Annotated in this window: 23 protein-coding genes and 1 other RNA gene; 8 read left to right on the top strand and 16 right to left on the bottom strand. The window is 51.0% G+C overall.

Annotated elements, in window-relative coordinates:
- Positions 1-176 precede the first annotated feature (176 nt).
- From CWI71_RS07205 to CWI71_RS07170, 8 genes are all read right to left on the bottom strand, one after another.
- Entirely contained in the window at positions 177-1,106 is a 930-nt protein-coding gene (locus CWI71_RS07205; protein ID WP_126754581.1) for a hypothetical protein, read from the bottom strand.
- Positions 1,090-2,157, bottom strand: a complete 1,068-nt coding sequence (locus CWI71_RS07200) for a tyrosine-type recombinase/integrase (protein WP_126754580.1) — start codon at positions 2,155-2,157, stop codon at positions 1,090-1,092. The genes CWI71_RS07205 and CWI71_RS07200 overlap by 17 nt, the downstream gene beginning before the upstream one ends.
- Before the next feature lie 74 nt (positions 2,158-2,231).
- Positions 2,232-2,597 (bottom strand): hypothetical protein, encoded by a 366-nt coding sequence (locus CWI71_RS07195; protein WP_126754579.1) that lies wholly within the window; start codon positions 2,595-2,597, stop codon positions 2,232-2,234.
- Positions 2,598-2,884: 287 nt separating this feature from the next.
- Positions 2,885-3,245: a transfer-messenger RNA gene (gene ssrA / locus CWI71_RS07190) on the bottom strand.
- Positions 3,246-3,332: 87 nt separating this feature from the next.
- The gene (gene elbB / locus CWI71_RS07185; RefSeq protein WP_126754578.1) at positions 3,333-3,986 is read right to left on the bottom strand and encodes an isoprenoid biosynthesis glyoxalase ElbB; all 654 of its coding nucleotides are present in this window, start codon (positions 3,984-3,986) and stop codon (positions 3,333-3,335) included.
- Between the two features lie 68 nt (positions 3,987-4,054).
- Positions 4,055-4,465, bottom strand: coding sequence for a VOC family protein (locus CWI71_RS07180; protein ID WP_126754577.1), 411 nt, complete (start codon positions 4,463-4,465; stop codon positions 4,055-4,057).
- Entirely contained in the window at positions 4,449-5,261 is an 813-nt protein-coding gene (locus tag CWI71_RS07175) for a DUF817 domain-containing protein (protein ID WP_198678755.1), read from the bottom strand. Before CWI71_RS07175 ends, CWI71_RS07180 begins: the two co-directional genes overlap by 17 nt.
- A gap of 6 nt (positions 5,262-5,267) precedes the next feature.
- Positions 5,268-6,371, bottom strand: a complete 1,104-nt coding sequence (locus CWI71_RS07170; protein WP_126754576.1) for an oxidoreductase — start codon at positions 6,369-6,371, stop codon at positions 5,268-5,270.
- 140 nt (positions 6,372-6,511) lie between these two features.
- Here CWI71_RS07170 and CWI71_RS07165 point away from each other — a divergent pair, with 140 nt between their 5' ends.
- Positions 6,512-7,351, top strand: a complete 840-nt coding sequence (locus CWI71_RS07165) for an NAD-dependent protein deacetylase (protein ID WP_126754575.1) — start codon at positions 6,512-6,514, stop codon at positions 7,349-7,351.
- On the opposite strand, the gene CWI71_RS07160 is transcribed toward CWI71_RS07165, so the two are convergent.
- The gene (locus CWI71_RS07160) at positions 7,348-8,460 is read right to left on the bottom strand and encodes a peptidase C39 family protein (RefSeq protein WP_126754574.1); all 1,113 of its coding nucleotides are present in this window, start codon (positions 8,458-8,460) and stop codon (positions 7,348-7,350) included. The genes CWI71_RS07165 and CWI71_RS07160 overlap by 4 nt on opposite strands.
- 106 nt (positions 8,461-8,566) lie before the next feature.
- Between CWI71_RS07160 and purM the strand changes: the two genes are divergently transcribed.
- Together purM and purN are read left to right on the top strand one after the other, a co-directional pair.
- Entirely contained in the window at positions 8,567-9,613 is a 1,047-nt protein-coding gene (gene purM / locus CWI71_RS07155) for a phosphoribosylformylglycinamidine cyclo-ligase (protein WP_126754573.1), read from the top strand.
- A complete protein-coding gene (gene purN, locus CWI71_RS07150) occupies positions 9,610-10,248 on the top strand; it encodes a phosphoribosylglycinamide formyltransferase (protein WP_126754572.1) in 639 nt (212 codons plus the stop codon). The genes purM and purN overlap by 4 nt, the downstream gene beginning before the upstream one ends.
- 1 nt (position 10,249) lies before the next feature.
- Here the strand turns inward: purN and CWI71_RS07145 are convergent, their stop codons facing one another.
- Positions 10,250-10,990, bottom strand: a complete 741-nt coding sequence (locus CWI71_RS07145; protein WP_126754571.1) for a DUF3108 domain-containing protein — start codon at positions 10,988-10,990, stop codon at positions 10,250-10,252.
- A 165-nt stretch (positions 10,991-11,155) separates the two neighbouring features.
- Between CWI71_RS07145 and fadE the strand changes: the two genes are divergently transcribed.
- Positions 11,156-13,612 carry an acyl-CoA dehydrogenase FadE gene (gene fadE, locus CWI71_RS07140; RefSeq protein WP_126754570.1) on the top strand — a complete coding sequence of 819 codons (2,457 nt, stop codon included), beginning with the start codon at positions 11,156-11,158 and terminating at the stop codon, positions 13,610-13,612.
- A 72-nt stretch (positions 13,613-13,684) separates the two neighbouring features.
- Here fadE and CWI71_RS07135 read toward each other — a convergent pair whose 3' ends face one another.
- Entirely contained in the window at positions 13,685-14,323 is a 639-nt protein-coding gene (locus CWI71_RS07135) for a peroxiredoxin (RefSeq protein WP_126754569.1), read from the bottom strand.
- 31 nt (positions 14,324-14,354) lie between these two features.
- The gene (locus CWI71_RS07130; RefSeq protein WP_126754568.1) at positions 14,355-15,251 is read right to left on the bottom strand and encodes an MBL fold metallo-hydrolase; all 897 of its coding nucleotides are present in this window, start codon (positions 15,249-15,251) and stop codon (positions 14,355-14,357) included.
- Positions 15,252-15,456: 205 nt separating this feature from the next.
- Here CWI71_RS07130 and CWI71_RS07125 point away from each other — a divergent pair, with 205 nt between their 5' ends.
- Entirely contained in the window at positions 15,457-17,022 is a 1,566-nt protein-coding gene (locus CWI71_RS07125) for an AbgT family transporter (RefSeq protein ID WP_126754567.1), read from the top strand.
- 2 nt (positions 17,023-17,024) lie between these two features.
- Here CWI71_RS07125 and CWI71_RS07120 read toward each other — a convergent pair whose 3' ends face one another.
- The 3 genes from CWI71_RS07120 to CWI71_RS07110 are packed head-to-tail and all read right to left on the bottom strand — an operon-like array spanning position 17,025 to position 20,873.
- Positions 17,025-18,215: a multidrug effflux MFS transporter gene (locus tag CWI71_RS07120; RefSeq protein ID WP_126754566.1), complete on the bottom strand. Its 1,191-nt coding sequence runs from the start codon at positions 18,213-18,215 to the stop codon at positions 17,025-17,027.
- Positions 18,212-19,939 (bottom strand): bifunctional metallophosphatase/5'-nucleotidase, encoded by a 1,728-nt coding sequence (locus CWI71_RS07115; protein ID WP_126754565.1) that lies wholly within the window; start codon positions 19,937-19,939, stop codon positions 18,212-18,214. The genes CWI71_RS07120 and CWI71_RS07115 overlap by 4 nt, the downstream gene beginning before the upstream one ends.
- A gap of 1 nt (position 19,940) precedes the next feature.
- Entirely contained in the window at positions 19,941-20,873 is a 933-nt protein-coding gene (locus tag CWI71_RS07110; protein WP_126754564.1) for an isopenicillin N synthase family dioxygenase, read from the bottom strand.
- Between the two features lie 170 nt (positions 20,874-21,043).
- Here CWI71_RS07110 and CWI71_RS07105 point away from each other — a divergent pair, with 170 nt between their 5' ends.
- Both CWI71_RS07105 and argE read left to right on the top strand, forming a co-directional pair.
- Positions 21,044-21,634 (top strand): hypothetical protein, encoded by a 591-nt coding sequence (locus tag CWI71_RS07105; RefSeq protein WP_126754563.1) that lies wholly within the window; start codon positions 21,044-21,046, stop codon positions 21,632-21,634.
- A gap of 51 nt (positions 21,635-21,685) precedes the next feature.
- Positions 21,686-22,852, top strand: coding sequence for an acetylornithine deacetylase (gene argE, locus CWI71_RS07100; protein WP_126754562.1), 1,167 nt, complete (start codon positions 21,686-21,688; stop codon positions 22,850-22,852).
- Here argE and rnhB read toward each other — a convergent pair.
- On the bottom strand, positions 22,849-23,415 hold the full coding sequence (rnhB, locus tag CWI71_RS07095; protein ID WP_126754561.1) for a ribonuclease HII: 567 nt from the start codon (positions 23,413-23,415) through the stop codon (positions 22,849-22,851). The two genes, argE and rnhB, sit on opposite strands and share 4 nt — an antisense overlap.
- 92 nt (positions 23,416-23,507) lie before the next feature.
- Between rnhB and CWI71_RS07090 the strand changes: the two genes are divergently transcribed.
- Positions 23,508-25,043, top strand: coding sequence for an AbgT family transporter (locus tag CWI71_RS07090; RefSeq protein ID WP_126754560.1), 1,536 nt, complete (start codon positions 23,508-23,510; stop codon positions 25,041-25,043).
- Position 25,044: the final 1 nt, after the last annotated feature.

The following is a 25,044-nucleotide window of genomic DNA, read 5'->3' as shown; positions in this document are numbered from 1 at the left end:
TGAATCAGATACGGCGCGAGAAGACGATAGATGCCAGCGTCAATCGCAAACAGAAGATGGCCACCATGAGCGAAGAAGTGCTGGACTTAATCGTGAATGCTTAAAAAACGTTCACGCTCTTGCCCTGGGGGTTGGTGGAGCTGGCGGGAGTTGAACCCGTATTATCTTTATTAATATTAATCATTTAGCCCCCGCTGTTTAATAATATCTCGAACCATGCTTTCAAGTTTTACTTTCTCCTCCCCTTCTAAGGAGCGGAACAAATGTTGAGTATTAAACACCTTATCAGATATCTGTGGAATTGGGCATAGTGATTTAGCCTCACTCTTTAAAAGAGAGGCCGCCGCAGGGATGAAATACTCCAAGGCGGCCTGACTATGCTCGAGAACTAAATCCGTCAATACCATACATTGATCTGTCAGAGCTGCATAATTAGCAAATCTTTGAACTTCTTTTACAGTCGAAAGATCTGGCTCTATTCCATTAGGATCCGACTGAGAGGGTGAAGTGAAACATTGCTGGTAGAGATCATTTCTGATACGCCACATCTCAGCAAGCGATTCAATGGTTGAAAGGTGATAGGATAAAACGGTAAGTGAGCGAGATCTAACCGCAATCTCCTTTTTATAGATTGATTTAGCCTCGTCCTCAGAAATCAGTTTTGCCGTGAAGCTGAGCGTTGATAGATTCCTCTTAAGCTCCGTTACTTTTATCTTCGGAATTATAACAATATAGGGGACTTTGAGAAACCTACTATACTTCTCATGCTCACACTTTGAGTAATCAAAGTTACGCTCGTAATTAACTCTTATCCCTGCAAGCTCATGGATTATGCTTATTAATGTATTTTGAAATTCATTTATGCTCTCGGCTTTTTTTACATCGTAGTTAATTTTCTCTTTTACTCTATTCAAGTCATAGGTAAACATCGCAACTGAAGCAACGATGAACGAACCCACGATAGCTAAAAGAGTCGGGATATAAAATGAAAGCGCCAAAAAGACGATGACTAGTAATCCGATGACGCGGGTCAGAGTGCTAGCGTGTTGAAGTTCTTTCATAGTTTCACCGGACATAAGTCGACTTTTCTTAGATCCATCTTCCATAAATTTTCCTTATCATTCCCCAATCTCTATGCCCTAACTGACGCGCCACCCACATGGGGCTTTCACCGTGAGTTAGCATTGTTGATGCATAAGTATGCCTGCATGCGTAAGGTTTTAAGTATCTGACTTTAGATTGTTTTAGGGCGGGTTGCCAGTATCGCTCGCGGGGTACGCCATCATACTTCCCACGTTTGCCTGTTTTTGGGTCAAGAAACACATAACCGGTGCGGTGAGGTAATCGACGTAGAACAGCCAATGCATCCTCATGCAATTCATGGGTTCGGTTACTACCAGCGGTTTTCGTACCAGATTTACGCCCTTTGACGATTGATTCACGAATGAAAATCACACCTCGTTCAATATCAACGTTATCCCAACGCAAGCCGATTTGCTCACCCGTTCTTAAGCCTGTCCAAAATGCGAACTCGTAAAAGTCACGAGCATAGCCCTCTGGTAGTGCTGCCAGTATTCGTTCACGTTCGTCGGCATTGAACGGTTGAACCTCTTCACGCTCGGTTTTCATGCGCTTAACGCTTTTCATTGGGTTACGCTCAATGATGTCGTCATACACCAAATAATCGAATGCTTGGCTCAATAGGCTATGCACTTCGTTCGCAGTTTTTGGATTTAACCCTGTCTTGCGTTGCCATTCGCGGAAGTGGGAAGGTTTGAAGTCGCAAACGCGGAGCCGGCCGAACTTCGGCAAAATGTGGTTATCCATCCGACCGCTATTGGCTTTTAACGTACTATGTGCCCAATTCTTATGGCTTTGTTTGAACCATTGTTCGCACATTTCAGCGACGGTGAGTAATGCCGCTTTATTGTTGGACAACTCGAACGCCAGCTTGCTTTCGGGAAACTCTGTCGCGTAATCAAATTCACCGAAATCAATTTTCATCTGAACACGATCACGCTTCTGCTTCACGAGCCTGATATTTTCGGGGGTTGGTTCAACGCGAACAGTTTCACGGCAACGTCTACCGTTGAATAGAAATTCCAAACGAATCGAATGTTTTCCAACACTGATGCCTGCGTACTGAGATGCTTTCATGATTAGCGCCTCTCAACCCAAGATTCATATTCGATCGGCGGACTGAAAGAGCCGCGGGTTTGAGGTCTAAAACGTCATTTATCTTCGATATAATAGATGCGTGAAACCACCGAAGGGCGCGACTTATGCTTCGCTAGGTCGTAAATCGGCGTGTAATCTGTCACCTTTAAAACTGTGCTGAAACTTGCAACGTCATTTACCTCGCCTGATGCATAGCGATACTTCAGTGTCTCGTCAGGCGTCAACAAACGTACTCCGCAGGAATAGTTATTGCCGTAATTTGCTTGAATGTAGGCATCGAACCTCTCTTTAGCAGCATTGATGTTTGCGTCGTGTGTTAAAGGGCTTTCTGAAGGACCTCCAGAAGATACCGCATCAGCCAATACTGGGGTTCCTCCAGTCATTGCCATCACAGTTAAAACAAACCTCATTCCGCTCATAATTCTGCTTCCTTTCAGTACAAACTAATTTTTTAAACCGTCTTATTGAAGTAACAGCATAATTTTTAGGAGATTGCAGCTCTTCTGAGCAACAGTTACGACAAAGTGACACACATTCACCTTAGTTGCATCATGTTTGATGCAATGTTCTTCAAAATAAAAAAGGAGGTGCCAAGTTACGTAAAGGCTTGAACGGGCATTGCGTTAGTGGGCAGTTTGACCCGTGGTAGAACCACGGGCTACAGATACAAAAAAGCCGCTCGGGTGAGCGGCTTTTTATTGGGATTTGGTGGAGCTGGCGGGAGTTGAACCCGCGTCCGTGATACCTACATCCTCGGTACTACATGCTTAGTTGATCTTTTGGTTAATCAGTGTGACGCCGACCAACAGGCTTCAGCCACTGACGAGCCCGATTAAGTTTAACGCTTCAGCTCCGGGCGAAGCATCCACGCGATTCTGCTTTGGGGTTGAGCCGACTGATCCTAGTCTCGCAGACTAAGCGCTAGGGGTCGGGCATAGCGGGTTATTAAGCCGCTAAAGCGTAGTTGTCGTCGTTTGCAACTATAATGTTGAGGCTTTTTACGAGGCCAGCCTCACCTCGGCATGCACCTTGGGTTTCGTGTATCCCGTCGAATCCAAATCAGCCCCAGGTTTCTTTCTAAATCTTGCGTACTATACCTAAGACCGCTTCTTAGCACCAGAAGTTCCGTGCCTCAGCGCATTTTTTTTGTGCGCTTACGCGGCCATATAAAGTACTTTTTCAACCAATTTGCCAATGCCCTTATCGGCGTCGGCAACACTCTTCGCCAACATGTAAGCCGGTGTGGTTACCACCAGGTTGGCGTCATCAAGAACAATGTCATCGACCGGACATTCTACATGAGTTCCACCCATTTTCTCAATGGCGTTCGCAGTTTCTTTATCGTTGCCAATGGTGGCGTGCACGCCTTCACCATAAACATACGGCAACAATACAGGCGAAATGCAGATGTAGCCCGCTGGTTTACGCTCCTGAGCAAACTCTTTGAGTATCTCCAGTAATTGCTCATTCACTGTCATATCGGCGCCATTCACGGCAAAGTCACAAAAGTTCTTCGCCACGCCGTAACCGCCTGGCAGGATCAGAGCATCAAACTCTTTAACATTCAGCTCGTTCAGTGGCTTAATGTCACCGCGGGCGATGCGGGCAGCTTCGGTCATGACATTACGCTTTTCCTGAGTCGTTTCACCGCTAACATGGTTTACCACATCCATCTGCTCAACATCAGGAGCGAAGCACTGATAGGTCGCGCCCTGTTTGCCGATATGCAACAGCGTAAGTACCGCCTCATTGATTTCTGCGCCATCATTAAAGCCTGCGCCTGAAAGTAAAACCGCTACTTTTTTCATGATTGCTCCTTTGTTGCGCTATTTGCTAGTGCTATTTGCTAATGATATGGGGGGCTTGCGTGACGAATTCAACCATCGTACTTCGGATTGTAGACCACTTCCCAAAGGTGACCGTCAGGGTCGGCAAATACGCCGCCGTAGCCACCCCAGGCCAGCTCGCGACCATGTTTGACCACGGCTTTTTCGGGGAGTGATGAAATGACCTCATCGACCGCCTGGCGGCTGCCGACATTATGCGCCAGCATGACCGCTGTTTGATCGCGAGGACCACGCTCAACCCCGCAGTCATGGGCAATACTGGCGCGTTCCCATAATGCGAAGGTGAGTCCATTGGCCATTTTAAAAAATGCCACTGCTCCATAATCGTATTGTTCACCGACAATGCCGTCAGTAGGAAAACCTAAAATATCCTGATAAAAGGCGACGGCCTTTTCCAGGTCGTCGACGCCAAGCGTAATGTAGCTAATCGCTGGTTGCACGTATGCCCCCCGGTATTGGTAAGCTTCGTCTTACCTTTATATCTTTAATTAAGGTGACCAAAACAAAGCTCAGTAACATTAATAAAAACCATGAGCTCAGTTTAGCAAAGGAAACCATTTCCCACCCATCGTGCTGGTTCGGGTAGATCCAGATATTGGCAAATGTCGCGATGTTTTCTGCGAACCAGATAAATAAGGCGACTAAAAACCACCCCAGTAACAAAGGCATACTGCGATAGTGATCAATGACTCGAAAATAAATGGTGGTGCGATAAAACAACGCGATAGTCGCAGCTAATAGTAGCCAACGCAGATCATAAATAAAGTGGTGACTGAAGAAGTTAATATAAACCAGGGTGACCAGAACCACTGTCGTCCATTTCGGCGGGTAATAAGAAAACTCGAAATCAAACAAGCGCCAGACGCGTGCCAGATAAGTGCCTACCGCGCTGTACATAAAACCCGTGAACAAAGGCACATTGCCAATGCCAAACACATAAGCTTCGGGGTATACCCAGGCACCAATAGCGTCAGCTGTTTTAAATAATTCCATGACGGTGGCCACCAGATGAAAAACGATAATCACCAGTGCCTCGCGCAGCGTCTCGAGTTTGCAGACCAGCAAGAACAGCTGAAAAACAATCGCCGCGAGAAAAATAAAATCGTAACGGTGTAATCCTTCCAGCGGATACCAGTAACGCGTGATGAGCATGACGGCTAATAAAAAGCCGCCAAAGATGCTGGCGTTGGCCTGCTTCAGACCGAAACGCCAGAATTCCGCCAGGAAATTTTTCAACTTTGCTTATTCTCGTCCATGTTGGCGCCGCCAGCGCATTTCGGTCTCAAGACTGGCAATCGGTTGCAGCATGTCAAAGTTGAGAGCATCCGGCTCTTTACCTGCTTTGACTTTATTGACGAACTGCGGATCGCCCAGCGCCGCTTTGGCAATTGCAAGAATAGCGCCCGGATAATGGGCTGCCACCTTGGCGTAATTGGTAGCATCAATACCACCGTTCACTATCTGTGGTATACCGGCATCGCGCACCACTTCAGCCAGCGAACGCGTGCCGCCTTTTAACGCCGGACGTTCAGTTGTGTTATCGGTGGTATGGATGTAATCGATCCCCGCGTCGGCCAACGCCTGAACCAGCCAGTTAAAGCCTTCTTCACCTTCAGGCCACTGATAATCAGGGTCGGTAATCGTAATTTGCGACAACCGGATGCCCAGCACAAAGTCATCAGCAACCATTTCGCGGGCTGCTTTAACTAAATCGAGCAGGAATTGTGCGCGGCTTTGCATGTCACCGCCCCATTTATCGTTACGCGTGTTGAAGTGGGTACTTAATATCTCATTTAACAGATAACCATTGGCAGCATGCAGCTCAATACCGTCGAACCCAGCTTCCGCTGCATTGCGAATACCGTGTAAAAAGCCGTTCAGCACCCGTTCAAAATCGCTTTCATCCATTTTTTTAGCGTCGTGCCATGCCTCTTGATCGCCATAGAGCCCTAACGGTTTGCCCACAGGCTTTTGCTCAGTAATACCCAGTGGTTGCTTATCGAAGCGGTTATATTGCATTTGAGCGCCCGCGTGCATCAGCTGGGCAATAATTTTTGCGCCACTGGCGTGCACGGCTTTCACGACGGGCCGCCAGGCCTCAATTTGTAATGCATCAGCCAGGCCTGGTTGGTTCTCATAACCCTGACTGGCCTCTTGGTCAGGATAGGTTCCTTCGGTAATAATCAGGCCGAAACCGCCCTCGGCATAACGCTTATAATGCTCTACCATAAGCTCGTTGGGGCGACCATTGGCCTGTGCACTGACGCGTGTCATAGGCGCCATCGCGAAACGATTTGCCAGTTTCATGCCGGCGAATTCAATACTCGAAAACTCTGAATCAAACATAAGGTCCTCAATTTGAGATTATGATGTTTCGGTTACGAGCGGGCTGTACAAGCAGATCGAAATAGATAGTATTTCGCGTATGAATGTTTAACACCGCAACGTGCGTTTTCTTCTAGCTACAGCTGTACGCTAAGGGAGTTATGATTTTTAATCAAGTCGCTGACGCCGCAGCAGCGTTACAAAATTTTTTAATCACGCGGCAGCCGGTTACCTTACTGACTGGTGCCGGACTTAGCACCGACTCAGGCATTCCGGACTATCGCGATGCGCATGGTCAGTGGAAGCGCAACCCGCCCATGCAGCATCATGAGTTCATGGGTGACAGCGAACTGCGCAAACGTTACTGGGGGCGCAGTTTGCATGGCTGGCCGACGCTGTATCATGCTCAACCCAATGCCGCGCATTATGCGATTGCTGCACTGCAGCGCCAGGGTCTGATCGATACCATCATCACCCAAAATGTCGATGGCCTGCACCAGCGTGCAGGCAGCGACAGAGTGATTAATCTGCATGGTTATGCCAATGACATGATCTGTATGAGTTGCTGTGCGCATTCGCAACGATTAGACATGCACGAACGCTGCTTAGCGGCGAACCCTGACTTTAAAGTCAGCCGCCTTGCTGAAGAAACCCATGTTGCACCTGACGGCGACGCTGACATTGAGGTCGACTTTTCATCGTTTGTGGTACCGGAATGTTTGTATTGCGGCGGAATTCTTAAGCCCGACGTGGTCTATTTTGGTGACAATGTGCCGCGTCCGCGCGTCGAGCAAGCGCAGCAGGCCCTGCGCGACAGCAATGCCCTGCTGGTAGTGGGGTCGTCTTTGATGGTATTTTCCGGTTTTCGCTTTGCACGTCAGGCCAGTGCTGAGAATCAGCCTATTGCCCTGCTCACCCGCGGCACGACCCGTGCCGATCAGCTGGCAAGTCTGAAGCTCGACACCGATATCAGCGCCACGTTGCAGGCGCTGAGCATCTAACGTGATAACACCAGGGCGGCTTTTTGCTTACGCCGGCCAAAGCCAAAGGCGCGGCGAAACGTCGCCAGCGGAATCGGCAGATATTGGCGCTCTGCAGGTGACTGCCATGGCAGCGCATCCTGATCAGGATCATTGATGTAAATATAGTTTTCGTCGGCAGCACAGATCACCACCCAGTGGGGCGCTTTACTCTCGTCAAAGACATAAGTACTGATCAGCGCTACTACCACTTTTCCGGCTTCCAGGTCATGAATCAGCTGCGACAAGCTGTAATCGCCGACCTCAATCGGCACACCTGCGGCTTTCAGCGCAGCAATGTCCGACTCCTGAATGCGCGACATGATCTGTTTTTTCTCAGTGCTACGCACCGAATCAAGTAACAAGGGACCATCATGACTGACATGCAAGGTGACCGACATACCACGCTTCATTGCCGCGCGCGCCAGACCGTGAGGTCCGCACCCGCCATGACCTGACGTCATAAAAATAGTGGTTGCCTCGCGCCATATCTCAAGTTCTTCGTGCGCCGGATCGGCCGACGGAATATCAAAATACGCCATCGCCATTAATAAGCTCGCCGGACCACAAGTAAACTCTGTGGTCTGGGTGCGATAAGGAACCAGACGTTGGGCAGCGCTCTGCCCCACCGGCGGTTCAAAATGTGGTAGTAATTTTTGCAACACCACGGCATCCGAGTCGTCTTCGTAGTACTCGGGCCGTATTTCCATGTCGTAATAACCGGCGCCATGATAGAGCGCCAGCGCTGCCGCGTTGTCGATTTTCACCTCAAGACGCATAAACAGGCAATGGCGTTCATCGGCGTCATGCTCAGCTGCATCCAACAGCTTTCGGCCATAACCACGGCGCCGGAATGCCGGGTCCACGGCCAGCGAGTAAAGCCGCGCCAGCTGTGTCGCCTGACGATACAACACAATGTAATAACCAACCACCTGCTCATCAGCAATGAGTACCTTAAAATCCCCAAGCCCCTGATCGATAAACCGACGGAAGCTACGCCGGCTGATTAAGTCGGTGGTGAAACTCGCCTGCTCAATGCGCTCAAGAGCATCAAGATGCGTGCGGTTAGCAGGAACAAGGTGTGCGGTCATATAAGTCTTTTGTGAGGTGGTCAAATGCGCGCATAGTATATCGCAGTTACGCACAGAAAGTGTTAAACTAGCGCGCAAATTTTTCGCACCAGCTGAGGACCTTTCCGTGAGTGAGCAAAAACCTTCTTTGAGTTACAAAGACGCCGGCGTTGACATTGATGCAGGTAACGCTTTAGTTGACCGTATCAAGGGTGTGACCAAACGCACCGCGCGCCCTGAAGTAATGGGCTCAATTGGTGGTTTTGGCGCGCTTTGCGAGCTGCCGGGTAAGTACAAGCAGCCCGTGCTGGTTTCCGGCACTGACGGTGTGGGTACCAAGTTACGTTTGGCCATTGATCTGGGCAAACACGACACGGTCGGTATCGATTTGGTCGCCATGTGCGTGAACGACCTCATTGTACAAGGTGCGGAGCCACTGTTTTTCCTTGATTACTATGCCACCGGCAAACTTGACGTCGATGTCGCCGCTGATGTCGTTACCGGTATTGGTGAAGGCTGTGTACAGGCCGGCTGCGCGCTGATTGGCGGTGAAACCGCTGAAATGCCGGGCATGTACGAGCACGGCGATTATGACATTGCCGGTTTCTGTGTGGGCGTGGTGGAAAAAGAAGAGATTATTGACGGCAGCAAGGTTGCTCCGGGCGATGCGCTGGTGGCGCTGGCATCCAGTGGCCCGCACTCGAACGGCTACTCACTCATTCGCAAAATTATTGAAGTCAGTGGTGCTGATGTCGCCAATGAAGAACTCGACGGTAAGCCGCTGGCTGAACATCTGATGGCGCCGACCCGTATTTACGTGAAATCAGTATTAAAAGTACTGGAAAAACATAGCGTACATGCGATTTCGCACATTACCGGCGGTGGATTCTGGGAAAACATTCCACGCGTCTTACCTGATGACGCCAAAGCTGTCATCGACGATAGCAGTTGGGAATGGCCGGTTGTCTTTAACTGGCTGCAACACAACGGCAACGTCGCCACCAAAGAGATGTACCGCACCTTCAACTGCGGCGTCGGTCTGATTATGGCGGTACGCAAATCAGAAGCCGAGGCGATCGTTGCTGAGTTGCACGAGCAAGGCGAAGACGCCTGGGTAATTGGCCATGTGGCTGCCCGCGAAGGTGATGAAGCACAGGTAGAAATCATCGAATGAAGCGTATCGTTGTCTTAATTAGTGGTTCTGGCACGAATATGCAGGCCATTGTCGAGGCCTGCAAAGCGGGCCGCATTGACGGTGAAGTGGTGGCGGTCATCAGTAACAAGCCTGGCGTCGCCGGGCTTGATAAGGCCGAGCGCGCCGGAATTCACACTGCGGTGTTATCGCACAAAGACTTCCCGACGCGCGACGCCTACGATGTTGAGCTACAAAAGCTGGTAGAGGAGTTCCACCCGGATGTGGTGGTCTTGGCAGGCTTCATGCGCATTCTTACCGCTGCGTTTGCCGAGCACTTTCATGGACGCATGCTGAATATTCACCCATCGTTATTACCCAAATACCGCGGCATCAATACCCATCAACGCGCCCTCGACAGCGGCGACAAAGAGCACGGTGTGTCCGTGCATTTTGTGACTGAGGAACTCGATGGCGGCCCGGTGATTCTGCAAGCCCGGGTACCGGTGTTTGCAGGCGATGATGCGGACGATCTGCAACAACGTGTGCATGCACAGGAGCATCGCATTTACCCACTGGTCGTGCAGTGGCTTTGTTCAGGACGTTTAAAGCTTACCGCAAAAGGTGCCGAGCTTGATGGCACCCTGCTCGGCCCGCAGGGCTACGCCGCCGACTAAACTACTGCCCGCTGGCAGATAATTCGACCTGTTCCAGCAAGAGGGTGGCGACTTCGTCACCCTCTTTTCGTTGTTGCATCTTCACCATCACGTAGTCGAGCTGCGGCGCGAACCAGTAAAGCGTTTCGCGCGTACTCGAAGTCCGCACCCGCTCAACTTTAATTGCCTCCACTTCGCCATAGGGTAAGCTCAGCGTTTCGCGCTCAAGCCGGCGAAATTTCTGCTCATCATAATCGCCCTTGTCACCCACCAGCTGGTAGTCAAACTCACGCTTATCAGTATGCTGCAAATCAAAACGTAACTGCTCCAGCATACTTGCCTCATCTAGCAGATGTGGCTGCCACTGAATCGGCAACGGCGCCCCAGACTCCGCTTCGATCACTTGTTGAGCCTGTGGGTCAAACTGAACCGCGAATTTTTTATTACTGCCAGTTCCTGAGCGTTTAAACGAAAAGCTTTGTGGTTTTATCTGCTGTTGTGCAAAGCTAAACACCGATTCATAGCGACGAACATCAGATAAGAACAAAAACGAAATCTCTGTCTCATTTTGTAACAAAAAGCTGCCATCATCATTACGCTGCAATTGCCGCGTCGCCTCGCCGTAATCAGAGCCGCCGCGCTGTACCTGATAGCGCGTGTAATATTCGCTAAGCTCCTGTTCTGACAGGGCTAAAGCTTGCTGGCTCTGGCCCAGAGCGATGCTCAACATGACGAAGCTAAGCCACTGAACAACTGCTTTCATAAATTCTCCTGCGGATAAATTTTCAGCATTCACGTGATCGTATTTACAGGTCTGACCTTATCATAGTTAAAAAGTGCGATGAGGGTTGAAATTAACCCCCGAATTGTCTAATCTCAGGGGATAATTTACTGGTCAGACCTCTAGCCACAACGACGGAGTATCATTATGAGTGTCGCCCTTTGGATCATTGCCACCTTAGTAGTCTTTGGTGGTCTGCTTTATTACCGCACATCGCTACTGGTCACCAGCCTCGGGTTGGTGGGTATGTTTGCAATTGGCAGTCTGTTTGACATTGTCGGCCCGGTACTTTGGGTGCTGCTGGCTTTAGTGCTGTTACCGCTCAATATTACCGCATTCCGCCGTGGCGTTATCAGTAAATCGCTGCTGACTATGTATCGCAAAGTCATGCCGGAAATCTCTGAAACTGAAAAAGACGCCATTGACGCGGGCACCACCTGGTGGGAAGGCGAACTTTTCCGTGGTGCGCCTGAGTGGAAAAACCTGCACAGCATTCAAAAAGCGGAACTAAGTGCTGAAGAACAAGCTTTCCTGGACGGCCCGGTCGAAGAAGTCTGTAAAATGATGGACGACTGGGAAGCTACCCATGAACTGGCAGATATGCCGGAAGAGGTGTGGCAATTCCTGAAAGACAACAAATTCTTCGCGATGATCATCAAAAAGAAATACGGTGGTCTGGAATTCTCTGCCTATGCACAGTCACGTGTATTGCAGAAACTTGCTGGCGTCAGCACCATTCTGGCCAGTACCGTGGGTGTACCGAACTCCTTAGGTCCTGGTGAGCTGTTACAGCACTATGGTACTGAAGAGCAAAAAAATCACTACCTGCCACGTCTGGCAACCGGCCAGGAAGTCCCCTGCTTTGCTTTGACCAGCCCTGAGGCAGGCTCCGATGCAGGCTCCATTCCTGATACCGGTATCGTCTGTAAAGGCGAATGGGAAGGCGAAGAAGTTATTGGTATTCGCCTGAACTTCAATAAACGTTATATCACCCTTGCGCCTGTGGCGACTGTGATTGGTCTGGCATTTAAAATGTACGACCCCGATCACCTGCTGGGTGACAAAGAATCGCTGGGCATTACCGCAGCCTTGATCCCGCGCGATACCAAAGGCGTTGATATCGGTCGTCGCCACTTCCCACTCAACGTACCATTTCAGAATGGTCCGATTCATGGCGAAGACGTTTTCGTACCGCTCGATTTTATTATTGGCGGTAAAGACATGGCCGGCAAAGGCTGGCGTATGCTGGTTGAATGTCTGTCGGTGGGCCGTGCCATTACCCTGCCTTCTAATAGCGCAGGTGGCGTGAAGCAGATCGCTCTGGCAACTGGTGCCTATGCCTATATCCGTCGTCAGTTCCGCTTGCCTGTGGGTAAAATGGAAGGCGTACAGGAAGCGATGGCGCGTATTGGCGGTAACGCATACCTGATGGATGCTGTTACCAGTTTCTCGACCAAAGGTATCGACCTTGGCGAAAAGCCATCTGTTATCTCAGCGATCGCCAAGTACCACATGACTGAAAAGTTACGTGCGTCCATGGACGACGCCATGGATATCCATGGCGGTAAAGGTATCTGCTTGGGCCCTAACAACTACCTTGGTCGTGGTTATCAGGGCGTACCTGTCGCCATTACTGTAGAAGGCGCGAATATTCTGACCCGCAGTCTGATGATTTACGGTCAGGGTGCGATCCGCTGCCATCCTTATGTGCTGGAAGAAATGCTCGCTTCTGCTGAGCATAATGACGAAGGCCTGAAACGTTTCGACAAAGCCATTTTCGGCCATATTGGCTTTGCTATGAGTAACTTTGTGCGTTCGCTGGCACTTGGCTTAGGCGGCTATCGTTTGAGCAGTGCACCGTATAAAGACGCAACCAAGCAGTACTATCAGCAGATGAACCGCTTCAGTGCTAACCTGGCGCTTCTGTCCGACGTTGCCATGGGCGTATTAGGCGGCTCACTGAAACGTAAACAGCGCATTTCGGCGCGTTTAGGCGACATGCTTAGCTATCTGTATATTGGCTCTGCTACGCTGAAGCGTTTTGCTGACGAAGGCCGTCAGCATGACGACCTGCCGCTGCTACACTGGGCAATGCAGGACACCCTGTACAAGCTTCAGGAAGCACAACTTGCGTTATTAGATAACTTTGGCTTCGTCGGCAAAACCATGCGTGTCATCATGTATCCGTTTGGCCGTTTCGTGAAACGTCCTTCCGATCGCCTGGATAGCAAGGTTGCTAAGATTTTGCTCAAACCAAACGCCAGCCGTGAGCGTCTGGGCGCAGGCCAGTTCCTGTCACCGGAAGGTCAGTTTGGCTACCTCGAGCAAACCTTACGTGAAGTTATTGAAGCTGAGCCACTGTTCGATCGGGTTCAGCGCGCGACGAATGAGCGTATGCCGTTTATCTTCCTTGATAAGGTCGCGGAAAAAGGCAAAGAGCTTGGTGTGCTGAGTGACGATGAAGTCGACTTACTTAAACGTGCTGAAGAAGGTCGCAAGCGGGTTATTAATGTTGATGACTTTGCTTCTGAAGATCTTATGGCTGGTAAAGCAGCGCGTCAGTGGGCACTTGACCACGACAACAAGAAATCGTCAGCGGCCTAAGCGCTGCCACGAAGGAATAAAAAAACGGCGCCTTTTGGGCGCCGTTTTCATATCCGGACACTCAACTCATACTTAATCTTCGTCTTTTACGCTGGTATAGCGCAGGTACGGCTTCACCGTTTTAAAGCCTTGTGGGAACTTCTTCTGCGCGTCTTCCGACGACACTGTAGGTGGAATAATGACATCGCCACCGAGCTCCCAGTCGGCCGGACAGGCAATACCATGCTTGTCACCTGTCTGCAGCGCATCGATCACCCGTAGAATCTCGGCGAAGTTACGGCCCACGCTCATTGGATAGGTCATGGTCAGACGTATTTTGTGATTCGGGTCGATAATAAATACCGAACGCACTGTCGCCGTCTCACTTTCGCCCGGGTGAATCATTTCATACAGCTTCGCCACTTTCTTGTCTTTGTCCGCAACGATAGGAAACTCAACCTGTGTGTTCTGCGTTTCATTAATATCGTTAATCCAGCCTTTATGCGCTTCCACCGTGTCCGTTGAGAGGCCCAGAGGCTTCACCTTGCGTTTGGCAAATTCATCTGCCAGCTGTGCGGTGCGACCCATTTCTGTGGTGCAAACCGGGGTATAGTCCGCCGGGTGGCTAAAGAAAAACACCCACGAGCCTTTAGCCCAGTCATGGAAGTTAATCGACCCTTCTGTCGTGTCAATTTCGAAGTCGGGGGCGATATCGCCAATTCGTAAACCCATAATCATTACCTCTTGGTTAAACATTCATTGATTAAAACCTGTTAAGCGGAATCTTCAAATAACGATGACCGTCAGCTTCGGGTTCCGGTAACTGCCCTGCCCGCAGATTCACCTGTAACGCATGTAACATGCGATCAGGTAGCGCCAGCGTCGCATCACGCTCTTCGCGTAATTCCAAGTATTGTTCTTTGCTGATATCGCCGGACAAATGAATATTTTTTGCTTTATGTTCTGCGACAGTGGCTTCCCACATTGGCTCACGTCCGTCCTTGCAATAATCGTGACCGTTAAATAACCGCGTGGCGTCGGGCAGGCTCAGAATACGCTGTAACGAGTCCCACAGTTCACTGGCAGATCCTCCGGGAAAATCAGCACGCGCCGTACCGCTGTCAGGATACATAAATGTATCATGCACAAAAGCAGCGTCCCCGACCAGGTAGGTAATCGACCCAAGGGTATGCCCCGGCGACAACCAGACTTTGACATCCAGCTCACCAATCCTGAAGCTGTCGCCTTCAGCAAATAAGCGCTCAAAGTCTTCGTGCGGCGCAAAACTTTCCGGTAAATGATAGTAGCCGCGCCAAAGTTCAGCAATGTCGGTCACCTTCGCGCCAATCGCGTTAGGTACACCCAGTTTTTCTTTTAAATAATGCGATGCCATGAAGTGGTCAGCGTGAGGATGCGTGTCGAGCACCCAGACAATTTTTAACTTTTCCTCGCGCGCCAGCTCCAACACTTTATCAGCCGAAGTGAATTGGGTACGCCCTGAACGAGGGTCAAAGTCTTGCACCACATCAATCAGCGCAGCCTCCGATGTTTTCGGGTCTGCCACAAGGTACTGGATAGAGCCGGTGTCGGGCTCATAAATACCCCAGACATCAGGTGTTCCGGGCTGTGTGGAAGGACTATGTCGCACAACTGTATCCATAACACCTCCTTATTATTTCGCACTTTACTAAAGTAGGAGAAACAACAGCAGAGTTCAAGTTGCGCCGACGACTTAGCTATTCCATTTCGTACTAACTGATAACCAAAATGCGGTTGTCGCTAAACTCAGTAAGCGCATGAGCCGAGCTTTTTTTTAGTGTACAATCGTTGGCTTTGATAAAAGCTTAGTACAGGAGCAGTATTGCATGACGCAATCAAACTCATCCGCAGAACAACAAAAGCGCGGTGCCTTTACGCGTTTTCTTGATACGGTCGAGTGGTTAGGAAACCTTCTTCCGCACCCGATCACCTTGTTTGCCCTCTTCGCTTTGGGTGTCATTGTTGCCAGTGGCGTTGCCGCCTATTTTGGCTTAAGTGCACAGGATCCGCGCCCCGGCGGTGAAGTCATTGAGGTGGTGAGCCTGCTTAATGCTGAAGGCCTGCAACGTATTGTCACGGGCCTGGTCGATAACTTTACCGGGTTTACTCCGTTAGGTACGGTGCTGGTGGCTTTACTGGGTGTTGGTATTGCTGAACGTTCGGGCCTGCTGTCAGCTGCAATGCGTGGCCTGGTAATGAACGCGCATCCGCGCATGGTCACCGTTGCGGTCGTGCTTGCCGGGGTTATCTCAAATACCGCTTCTGAGCTTGGTTATGTGGTACTGGTGCCGCTCTCTGCGATGATTTTCCACTCGCTGGGACGCCACCCGCTGGCTGGTCTCGCCGCGGCATTCTCAGGCGTATCGGCCGGTTATAGCGCAAACCTGCTGATTGGTACCGTGGATCCGTTACTTGCCGGTATTACCACCAAAGCAGCGAACCTGATTGACCCTGACTACTACGTTGGCCCTGAAGCCAACTGGTACTTCATGATGATTTCAACCTTTCTGATTGCCGTTATGGGTACCTTCGTAACGGAGAAAATTGTCGAGCCGAAGCTTGGCAAATACGATACCAACGAAGCCAGTATCAATCTGAGCGATCAGAAAATTGAAGCGCTCTCACCAATTGAAAAAAAGGGTCTTAAAGGAGCAGGGTTAAGCTTCTTGATTCTGGGAGCGCTGTTGGCAGTGACCATTGTTCCTGAATGGGGTATTTTGCGTCACCCTGAAACCGGTGAAGTTGCAGGTTCGCCTTTCTTGCGCGGTATCGTGACCTTTATCTTTATTACCTTTGCGATACCAGGCTATGTTTACGGGCGCATCACGAAAGTCATGCGCACCGACCGCGATGTTATTGACGCCATGTCAGAGTCAATGAGTACCCTGGGCATGTATATTGTGCTGGTGTTTTTTGCGGCGCAGTTCGTCGCCTTCTTTGGCTGGACCAACTTCGGTAGTATTTTTGCGATTAAAGGCGCTCAATTCCTGCAGGAAGTCGGTCTGACCGGTCCATCGGTGTTCATTCTGTTTATTCTGATGTGTGCTTTCGTCAACCTGATGTTGGGCTCAGCGTCGGCACAATGGGCCATTACTGCGCCAATTTTTGTACCTATGCTCATGCTCATCGGTTATGCGCCCGAAGTGATTCAGGCTGCCTATCGAATTGGTGACTCAGTGACCAATATCATCACCCCGATGATGAGTTACTTTGGTCTGATTCTGGCGGTTGCCGCGCGCTATAAGAAAGATATTGGTATCGGTACGCTCATCGCCACCATGCTGCCTTATAGCATTATGTTCCTGTTAGGCTGGAGCGCCCTGTTCTTTATCTGGGTCTTCGCTCTGGGCATGCCGGTCGGCGTCGAGTCACCGACGTACTACACGCCGTAGGTTCACTGCGGCGTGCGTAATAACCGATAAAGTGTAGTAGCGCTTAGTCCACAGGCGCCAATCACAACTAACATACCTAATGGATGCTGGTGACCGATCACGTTCACCAGCGCCGAAACAACACCCGCGATTAAAAACTGGAGGCTACCGGTGACCGCACTTGCTGAGCCGGCTCTTTCTTGTTGCTCTGCCAACGCACCTGCCATCGCGTTGGGAAATACCATGCCGAGCGTACTGACATAAGCGAATAGCACAGCCAACACCCACCAGAACCCGGCATTCAGTAACGCAAAACCTATCGCGATGAGCGATATCAGTGCCAATACCGGTAGTGATTTATTAAGTATTTTTCGCGCATCACGGCGCCTTAACAGCCAGGCGTTAAATTGCGCCATACCAATAATGCCGATAGCATTCAGCCCAAACAGCCAACTGTAATGGGTCGGCGATAAGTCAAAGTGCTCAATAAACACAATCGGCGAGCCAGTGATATAAGCAAACAAACCTGACTGCGCGACCCCGCCAGCCAACGAGTAGCGCAAGAAACCACGGTCTTGCAGGACATCCCAGTAAATGGGCAGACTACGGCGCATTCGCACCGCACCGTTATAGCCGCGGGTTTTCGGTAACCGGACACGGACAATCGCCATGCACGCCACCGCAAGCGCAGCAACGATAAGGAAAATAGCCTGCCAGCCAAATGCTTTAGTAACATAAGCTCCCGCTAAGGGCGCCAGCACCGGGGCAATGCCCATCACCAGTATCAGAAATGAAAACACTTGCGCTGAGGCCTGTGGGGTATACAGATCCCGCACCATCGCCCGGGCGATCACCAGGCCGGCACAGGAGCCAATCGCTTGTAAAAAGCGTAGCACGATAAGACTCTCAAGATTAGGCGCGTAAGCACAAGCCAGCGACGAGAGAATATAAAGGCTAAGGCCAAAATACAGCGGTGGTTTGCGCCCCCACTTGTCAGAGGCGGTGCCGTACAGCAATTGGCCGACAAATAACCCTAAGAAAAAGGACGTTAAAGAGAGCTCAACGCGGTTTGACTGCGTGCCATAGCTGGCCGCAATATCGCCAAACGCGGGTAGGTACATGTCGATAGAGAGCGGCCCGAACATGGTCAACAACGCTAAAACCACGACGACCAGATCAAGTCTCGCTTTATCCGAACCTGGTGTTACCGTCATTGCTGCGGCGCTTTAAAGCGTTGCGTGCTATGCGCTTCCGGCCGTTTAATTAGCTTGGTTTTTCGGGCCCAGTCGACGAATGACTGCGCATAATTTACGTAAGTGTCCTGCACCTTCCCTTCACGCTTCAGTTCTGCCAGCAAATGCCAGCCATCTGAACCGCTGGCGAGAAAGCTATTGGTCACCATGGTGTAAGTGCGATCATCTGCCATCACCTGCCAGCCATCATCGGTTAGTACCTGCAGTTGACTGAAACGTTCTCCTTGTTCAGCGCCCAGATCAACATCAAAGCGAATACCAGCGCCGTGTGGATAAGCCCCGTCAGAGCCTGATTCAGATAAAGCGTACGCAAGTGCCTGCTCCAATACCTGCTTCACTTCAGCGCCGGTAATCTGTATTTCCACCAAGGTGTTGGCAAAGGGCAATAACTGATAGGCATCGGCGATCGTCAGCGGCCCCGCACTTAGCTCGGTGCGCACGCCACCGCCATTTTGCAAGGCGAAGTCAGCCTGCGGCGCGCTGGCAAGAAAGGCTTTAGCGACGACGGCATGGGCATCAGACTGCCGTCCCAGCCCGCAGTCTTCGACCTGCATAGGCCCCATGCGCTCCATACATAATCGTTGTTCAACCACAGCGATTTGGGTCTGAGTAAGCGTGCTCAGCTCTGCCTCATAACTTTCCAGCAAGGTTGCCGCGTCAGCATCGGGGGCAATGGCTGTCACCAACGGCAACTGCTGAATTTCTTGCGGCGCGTTTTCACTCACCAGTAAGTGTGGCTGTCCACCGCAACTTTGCACGCGATCGCCGGCAAAACGCAGCTGTAACTCTCCCACCACCTGACTGTATTGCCATGCCTGGGCAATACAGACCAGATCGCCATCGCGGTTCAATACCTTAGTTGGGTACGGGCCGTCACTGGCCAGACCGTAGGCATCGAAGTCACCTAATAAGGTATGCGAGTCACCGCCAATAATAAAATCGACAGCTGGCAATTCAGCCGCCAGGCGCAGATCATTTTTATATTGAATGTGGGTCAGCAGACCAATCTTACCAATACCCTGCTGTTGCAACGCATTGATATAGTAACGCGCTGTTGTCAGCTCATCGGCGAATAAGGTGGTAGCGTCAGGCTGCGAGGAGTTTTTGGTTTTCACCGCGATATCAAGCCCAATCAAGCCAATCCGTTCACCGCCGACGCTAAAAATCGTGTACGGCTGAAAATAATCCCAGCGCGTCTTTTGCGCCAGTGGTGAAACACCGACTTCAGGTTTGACATTGGCCGCCAGCACTTCGGTCCGGCACGAGTCGCTCATACTCAGATGGTTGAGAAATTCGCGCAGCCCCTTGTCCCCGTTATCGAACTCATGATTACCCAGCGCAAACGCATCGAAACATACTTCGTTCATCAGGTCCGCGTCTGCGGCACCATTAAAAACGGTGTAAAACAGGGTACCGGTAATTGCGTCACCAGCGTGCAACGTCAGCACATGCTCGTGTTGCTGCCGCAGCGCCTGAAGCTGGGCGACGACACGAGCAAAACCACCGGTTTCCACCTCATAGCTTTGCTCACCTACACGTAACTGAGTTGCCTCGTGAGGTAATAAGTTCGAGTGATGATCGTTGATGTGGGCGACCGTCAGTTGAAACGGTGCTAGTGGCGCAGTACTTTGCGCGCACCCCGCCAGCAAAAACAACCCCGCAAGACCTGCCGCCCAACGCACCACGTTATTTCACCAGACCTATTTCACGCAAGCGCTCCATCAGATAGTCATCTGATGAAATAGCTTCCCAGCGCTTCGGGTTTTCGTCAGTAATGCAGCTTTCCAGCGGGTCAATGACCACGTCAGGATTAAAGTGCAGGAAGAATGGAATTGAATACCGCGACTTCGCACTGTACGGCACCGGTGGGTTCACCACGCGGTGAGTCGTTGAAGGCAGCACGCCGTTGGTCATGCGTTGCAGCATGTCACCAACGTTACAGATAATGGCGCCCTCAATAATGGTCACCGGAATCCAGGAGCCATCCTTTGCCAGAACTTCCAGCCCCGGCTCGCGCGAGCCGACCAGCAACGTCAGTACATTAATATCTTCATGCGCGCCGGCGCGCACTGAAGGGGTGCCTTCGTCTACGATGGGCGGATAATGCAGCGGGCGCAAAATAGAGTTGCCCAGATTGACCTTATCGTTAAAGAAGTCACGCGGTTGCTGCAAGTATACGGCAAGAGCTTCAAGCACACGCAGGCCCAGGGCATCCAGCGAACGGTACAGCTTTAAGATCTTCTCTTTAAACTCTGGCAGCTCCTGTGGCCAAATGTTTGGCGTCAGTTGCTTGAACGGCGGCTCACCTTCAATTTCGCGACCCACATGCCAGAACTCTTTCAGATCAACGTGCTGCGCATCTTTAGCGATTTCAGTACCAAATGGGGTGTAACCACGGGCACCGCCACCACCAGGAATATGGTACTGTTTCTTCACCTCTTCCGGTAAGGCAAATAAATCACGGCAGGTATCCAGCGCTTCTTCAATAAGTTGCTGGTCAACACCATGCTTGGTCAGTGCTACGAAACCATTTTTCTCGTAACCCTCGCCAACGTGCTTGGCAAACGCCTCAAAGTCTTGATCGTAGAGGCTCATATCAATATGTGGAATGGATTTCATCGGTACCCTTTAGGAACTGCTAAAAACAGCCCTCTATGGTATGAATTTTACGTTGTGAAAACAACGAAAAAAGGCAAAATAGGCGCGAGTAAATGTTAAGTAAACCGTCTTTTCAAGTTGCCAGTTATCTCTCACACTTAAACCCACATTCATTGGTAGTGAGGTACCCCATGATGACGAGTTACAACAAGGTGTTTGCGCTGACTGTCATGGTAACTGCTCTCGCCGCGGCAACCCCCGCCCTGGCACATACGCAAAACCAAAGCCCGTTCGAGTCGCCGCAAACACAGCGCGCCTTTAACTTTCTGAGCGCTGGTATCGCCGACCATGATCATGGCGCTGACAGCATCATTATTGAAGGCAGCTACCAGTTTAGCTCGCCCTGGTTTGTCAGCGCGTATGTGCGTGATGGCGACGATGGCCCGTTTGGTAATGGCCGCGATGCGCAAGGTCTGAAATTAGGACGTTACCTGTGGCTGAGCGATACCGTAATTGCCGACTTTTCCGGTCGCGTAGGAAATGTCGACTTTGGCGTTGATGATAGCGGCTACTGGGGCGTTGAGGGTAATCTGCGAACCCGCATTGACCGCTTTGAACTGTTCGCCGGACTCGGCTGGGTCGACTACACCGATGCCGGTAGTGACAGTCAGTACCAGTTTGGTACGCGGTTTTATGTAACCCCGGAGTTCGCCGTCGGCGCGCGGTACCAGGACAGCGAGTTTGGTGACGGCTTACGCATCGAAGCCAGTTATCACTTCTGACAAAATCAGGTATGCTGTGGCAGTAACAAAGCTTATTTTTGGAGTTTCGTGATGTCACAGCTACCCGCCTTTCTTACGCTCTATCGTGAGCTAATTGCGATTCCTTCGGTGTCGTGTCTTGACCCGCATTGGGATACCAGCAATAAACCCGTTATCGACAAACTGGCAAGCTGGCTCACAACTTTAGGTTTTGAGGTGTCAGTGAATGAGCTGACGCGACAACAGGGTAAATTTAATTTACTGGCCAAATATATTCCGCCAGCCAGTGACGGCAAAGGCGGGCTTTTACTGGCCGGCCATACCGACACGGTGCCTTGGGACGAAGGTCGCTGGACCCGCGATCCGTTTCAGTTGCATGAGGCTGATGGCAAACTTTATGGTCTTGGCAGCGCAGACATGAAAGGGTTCTTTGCCTTTGTGCTGGAAGCGTTGCGCGGGCTGAACCTCAACGACTTCAATAAACCCATTTACGTGCTGGCCACGGCCGATGAAGAGACCACCATGGCCGGCGCACGCGAGCTGGCATCCTTTGGCGAATTACGCCCTGATTATGCCATTATCGGTGAACCTACTTCGATGACGCCGGTGACCATGCACAAAGGTCACTTAACCGAAGGTATCCGGGTCACCGGGAAAAGCGGCCACAGCTCGAATCCGGCGGCCGGTGTGAATGCAATTGAGGTCATGCATGATGTTATCAGTGGGCTGCGTGAATTACAGCGCGACTTCCAACAGCGCTTTCAAGATGATCATTTTGCGGTGCCCTACCCGACGCTGAACTTTGGCAATATTCACGGCGGCGACGCTGCCAACCGCATTTGTGCCTGTTGTGAAATGCATATCGATTTACGCCCTTTACCGGGCATGCGCATGGATGAGCTTTACGGTCTTATTGAGCAAAAGCTGCAACCGGTGCAGCAACAGTTTCCCGGCGCAGTCTGTCTGGAACATCTGCACGAAGCGATTCCCGGCTATAAATGTGATCCCGACTCGGCCATTGTCAAATTGGTGCAGGACGTGACCGGTCATCACGCCGAGCCAGCAAATTACTGTACCGAAGCGCCCTTTGTGCAGGATTTAGGCTGCCAGACCATTGTCATGGGCCCGGGCTCTATTGCGCAAGCCCATCAGCCAGATGAATTTATTCGTATTGATGAGATCACGCCCGCGCAACAGCAGTTGCGCGAGATCATTTCGCGGGTTTGCGCGGGTGCTTAGCTAATCAGCTTCAGTACCCGCTGTACCGGTTTAAAACTGCGCCGGTGAATGGGACAAGCGCCGTGTAGCTCGAGTAGCTTCAGGTGTTCGGGGGTCGCATAGGCTTTATGCCTGGCAAACTCGTACAGCGGGTAATGTTCATGCCAGGCGACCATTTGCCGATCGCGCTCGACTTTCGCCAGAATCGAAGCCGCACCAATGCAGGTATGCAGTCCGTCGCCACCTATGACTGCTTCAGCAGGTACCTTTAACCGCGGTAACTGATTGCCATCGACCAACACTTTTAACGGCGGCACCGACAAAGCTGCAACCGCCCGCTGCATGGCCAGCAACGAGGCCTGTAGGATATTCATCGCATCAATCTCGTCAACATCACACTGAGCAATCGCCCAATACAATGCTTTTTCCTTGATCTCTTCACTTAGCGCCTCACGCTGTGTTTCATTCAGCTTTTTTGAGTCATTAATGCCAATAATGGGCCGCGCAGGATCCAGAATCACCGCTGCTGCGACCACTGGACCCGCGAGAGGACCTCGCCCTGCTTCATCTGTTCCACATATCATGAGATGTACCGTTCTTCTATTGTGCTTCTTCGGTGTTGGGGTATGATACTTGCGACTGATAAATAATAACAATAGAAAAAAGGGGTTTTCTCATGTCCGAATCATCCTCGTTACTCAACCGCATGCTCGACAAAGTCGAGAAGGTGGGTAACAAGCTTCCTGATCCGGCGGTCATGTTCTTTGGCTTGCTCATTATCGTCTGGGTATTCAGCTTCTTGCTTTCAGGTGTACAGTTTGACGCGGTGCACCCACTGACCGGTGCCAATGTTGAGGTAACCAACCTGTTAAGTGGCGAAGCCATGGCTGACTTCCTCGCCAATATGGTCGGTACGTTCATGGGCTTTGCGCCACTGGGCGTTGTGCTGGTTGCCATGTTAGGTGTCGGTGTTGCCGAGCGTAGCGGCTTTATCAATGTTGCCATTAAGCTGATGCTGAATGTCACCCCGAAAATGCTGCTGACGCCAGTTCTGATTCTGATTGCCATTGTCAGCCATACCGCTGTTGATGCGGGTTACGTGCTGGTCATTCCGCTCGGTGGTGTTATTTTCTATGCTGCTGGACGGCACCCATTAGCAGGTATTGCTGCAGCGTTCGCCGGTGTTTCGGGCGGCTTTAGCGCCAACTTTGTACCGTCGGCCATCGATCCGTTACTGCAGGGCTTCACTGAGTCAGCGGCGAAAATTCTTGACCCTGCGATTCAGCTGAACCCGTTAAACAACTATTACTTCACTGCGGCTTCTTCAATTATCGTGGTGTTAGTGGGCTGGTATCTGACCGATCGCGTGATTGAGCCGCGCCTGAGCGACACTCCTATCGACGGTGATCAGGAAGATATGCCAGCGCTTGACGATGTCACCCCGCGTGACCGCAAAGCGTTCTACCTGGGTGTACTAACCATGGTAGTAGGGCTGGTAGCGCTGTATTTTGCTGCTACAGCAGAAAACACGCCGCTAGCTGACCCTACCGGTGAGCTGGCCTCATTTGCTGCACCGTTAATGCAAATGATCGTGCCCCTCATTTTCTTGCTGTTTATTTTGCCAGGTATTGTTCACGGTTATGTGTCCGGTAACTTCAGCAACTCGCAGGACGTGATTGGCGCAATGACCAAGTCGATGGAAGGCATGGCTTACTATATGGTCATGGCATTCTTCTGTGCGCTGTTTATTAAAGCTTTCGGCGACTCGAATCTGGGTATTCTGCTATCGATTAAAGGTGCGACCTTCTTAAGCTCACTTGAGCTATCAGGTGGCGTAACTATGGTTGGTATTATTATCCTGGTTGCCTTTATCAACCTGTTTGTCGGTTCAGCTTCGGCAAAATGGGCACTGATTGCACCGATTTTCGTGCCGATGCTGATGCAACTTGGCTACTCGCCTGACTTAACCCAGGCCGCCTATCGTGTCGGTGACTCGACCAGTAATATCATCACCCCACTGTTGCCGTACTTCCCGTTAGTAGTGCTGTACTGCCAGCGCTATGTGAAAAATACCGGTATCGGCTCGCTGGTCGCTCTGATGTTACCGTTTACCGTCAGTCTTCTGGTTATCTGGTCGGCCTTCCTCGTGCTTTACTGGATGAGCGGTATTCCACTTGGTATTCAGGCAAACTACATCTACCCTGCAGGCTAAG

This window comes from Pseudidiomarina insulisalsae (assembly GCF_003987065.1).
GTDB classification, from domain to species: domain Bacteria; phylum Pseudomonadota; class Gammaproteobacteria; order Enterobacterales; family Alteromonadaceae; genus Pseudidiomarina; species Pseudidiomarina insulisalsae.
Note: the sequence above shows the minus strand (reverse complement) of the source record. Positions and strands in the feature narration are given on the sequence as shown.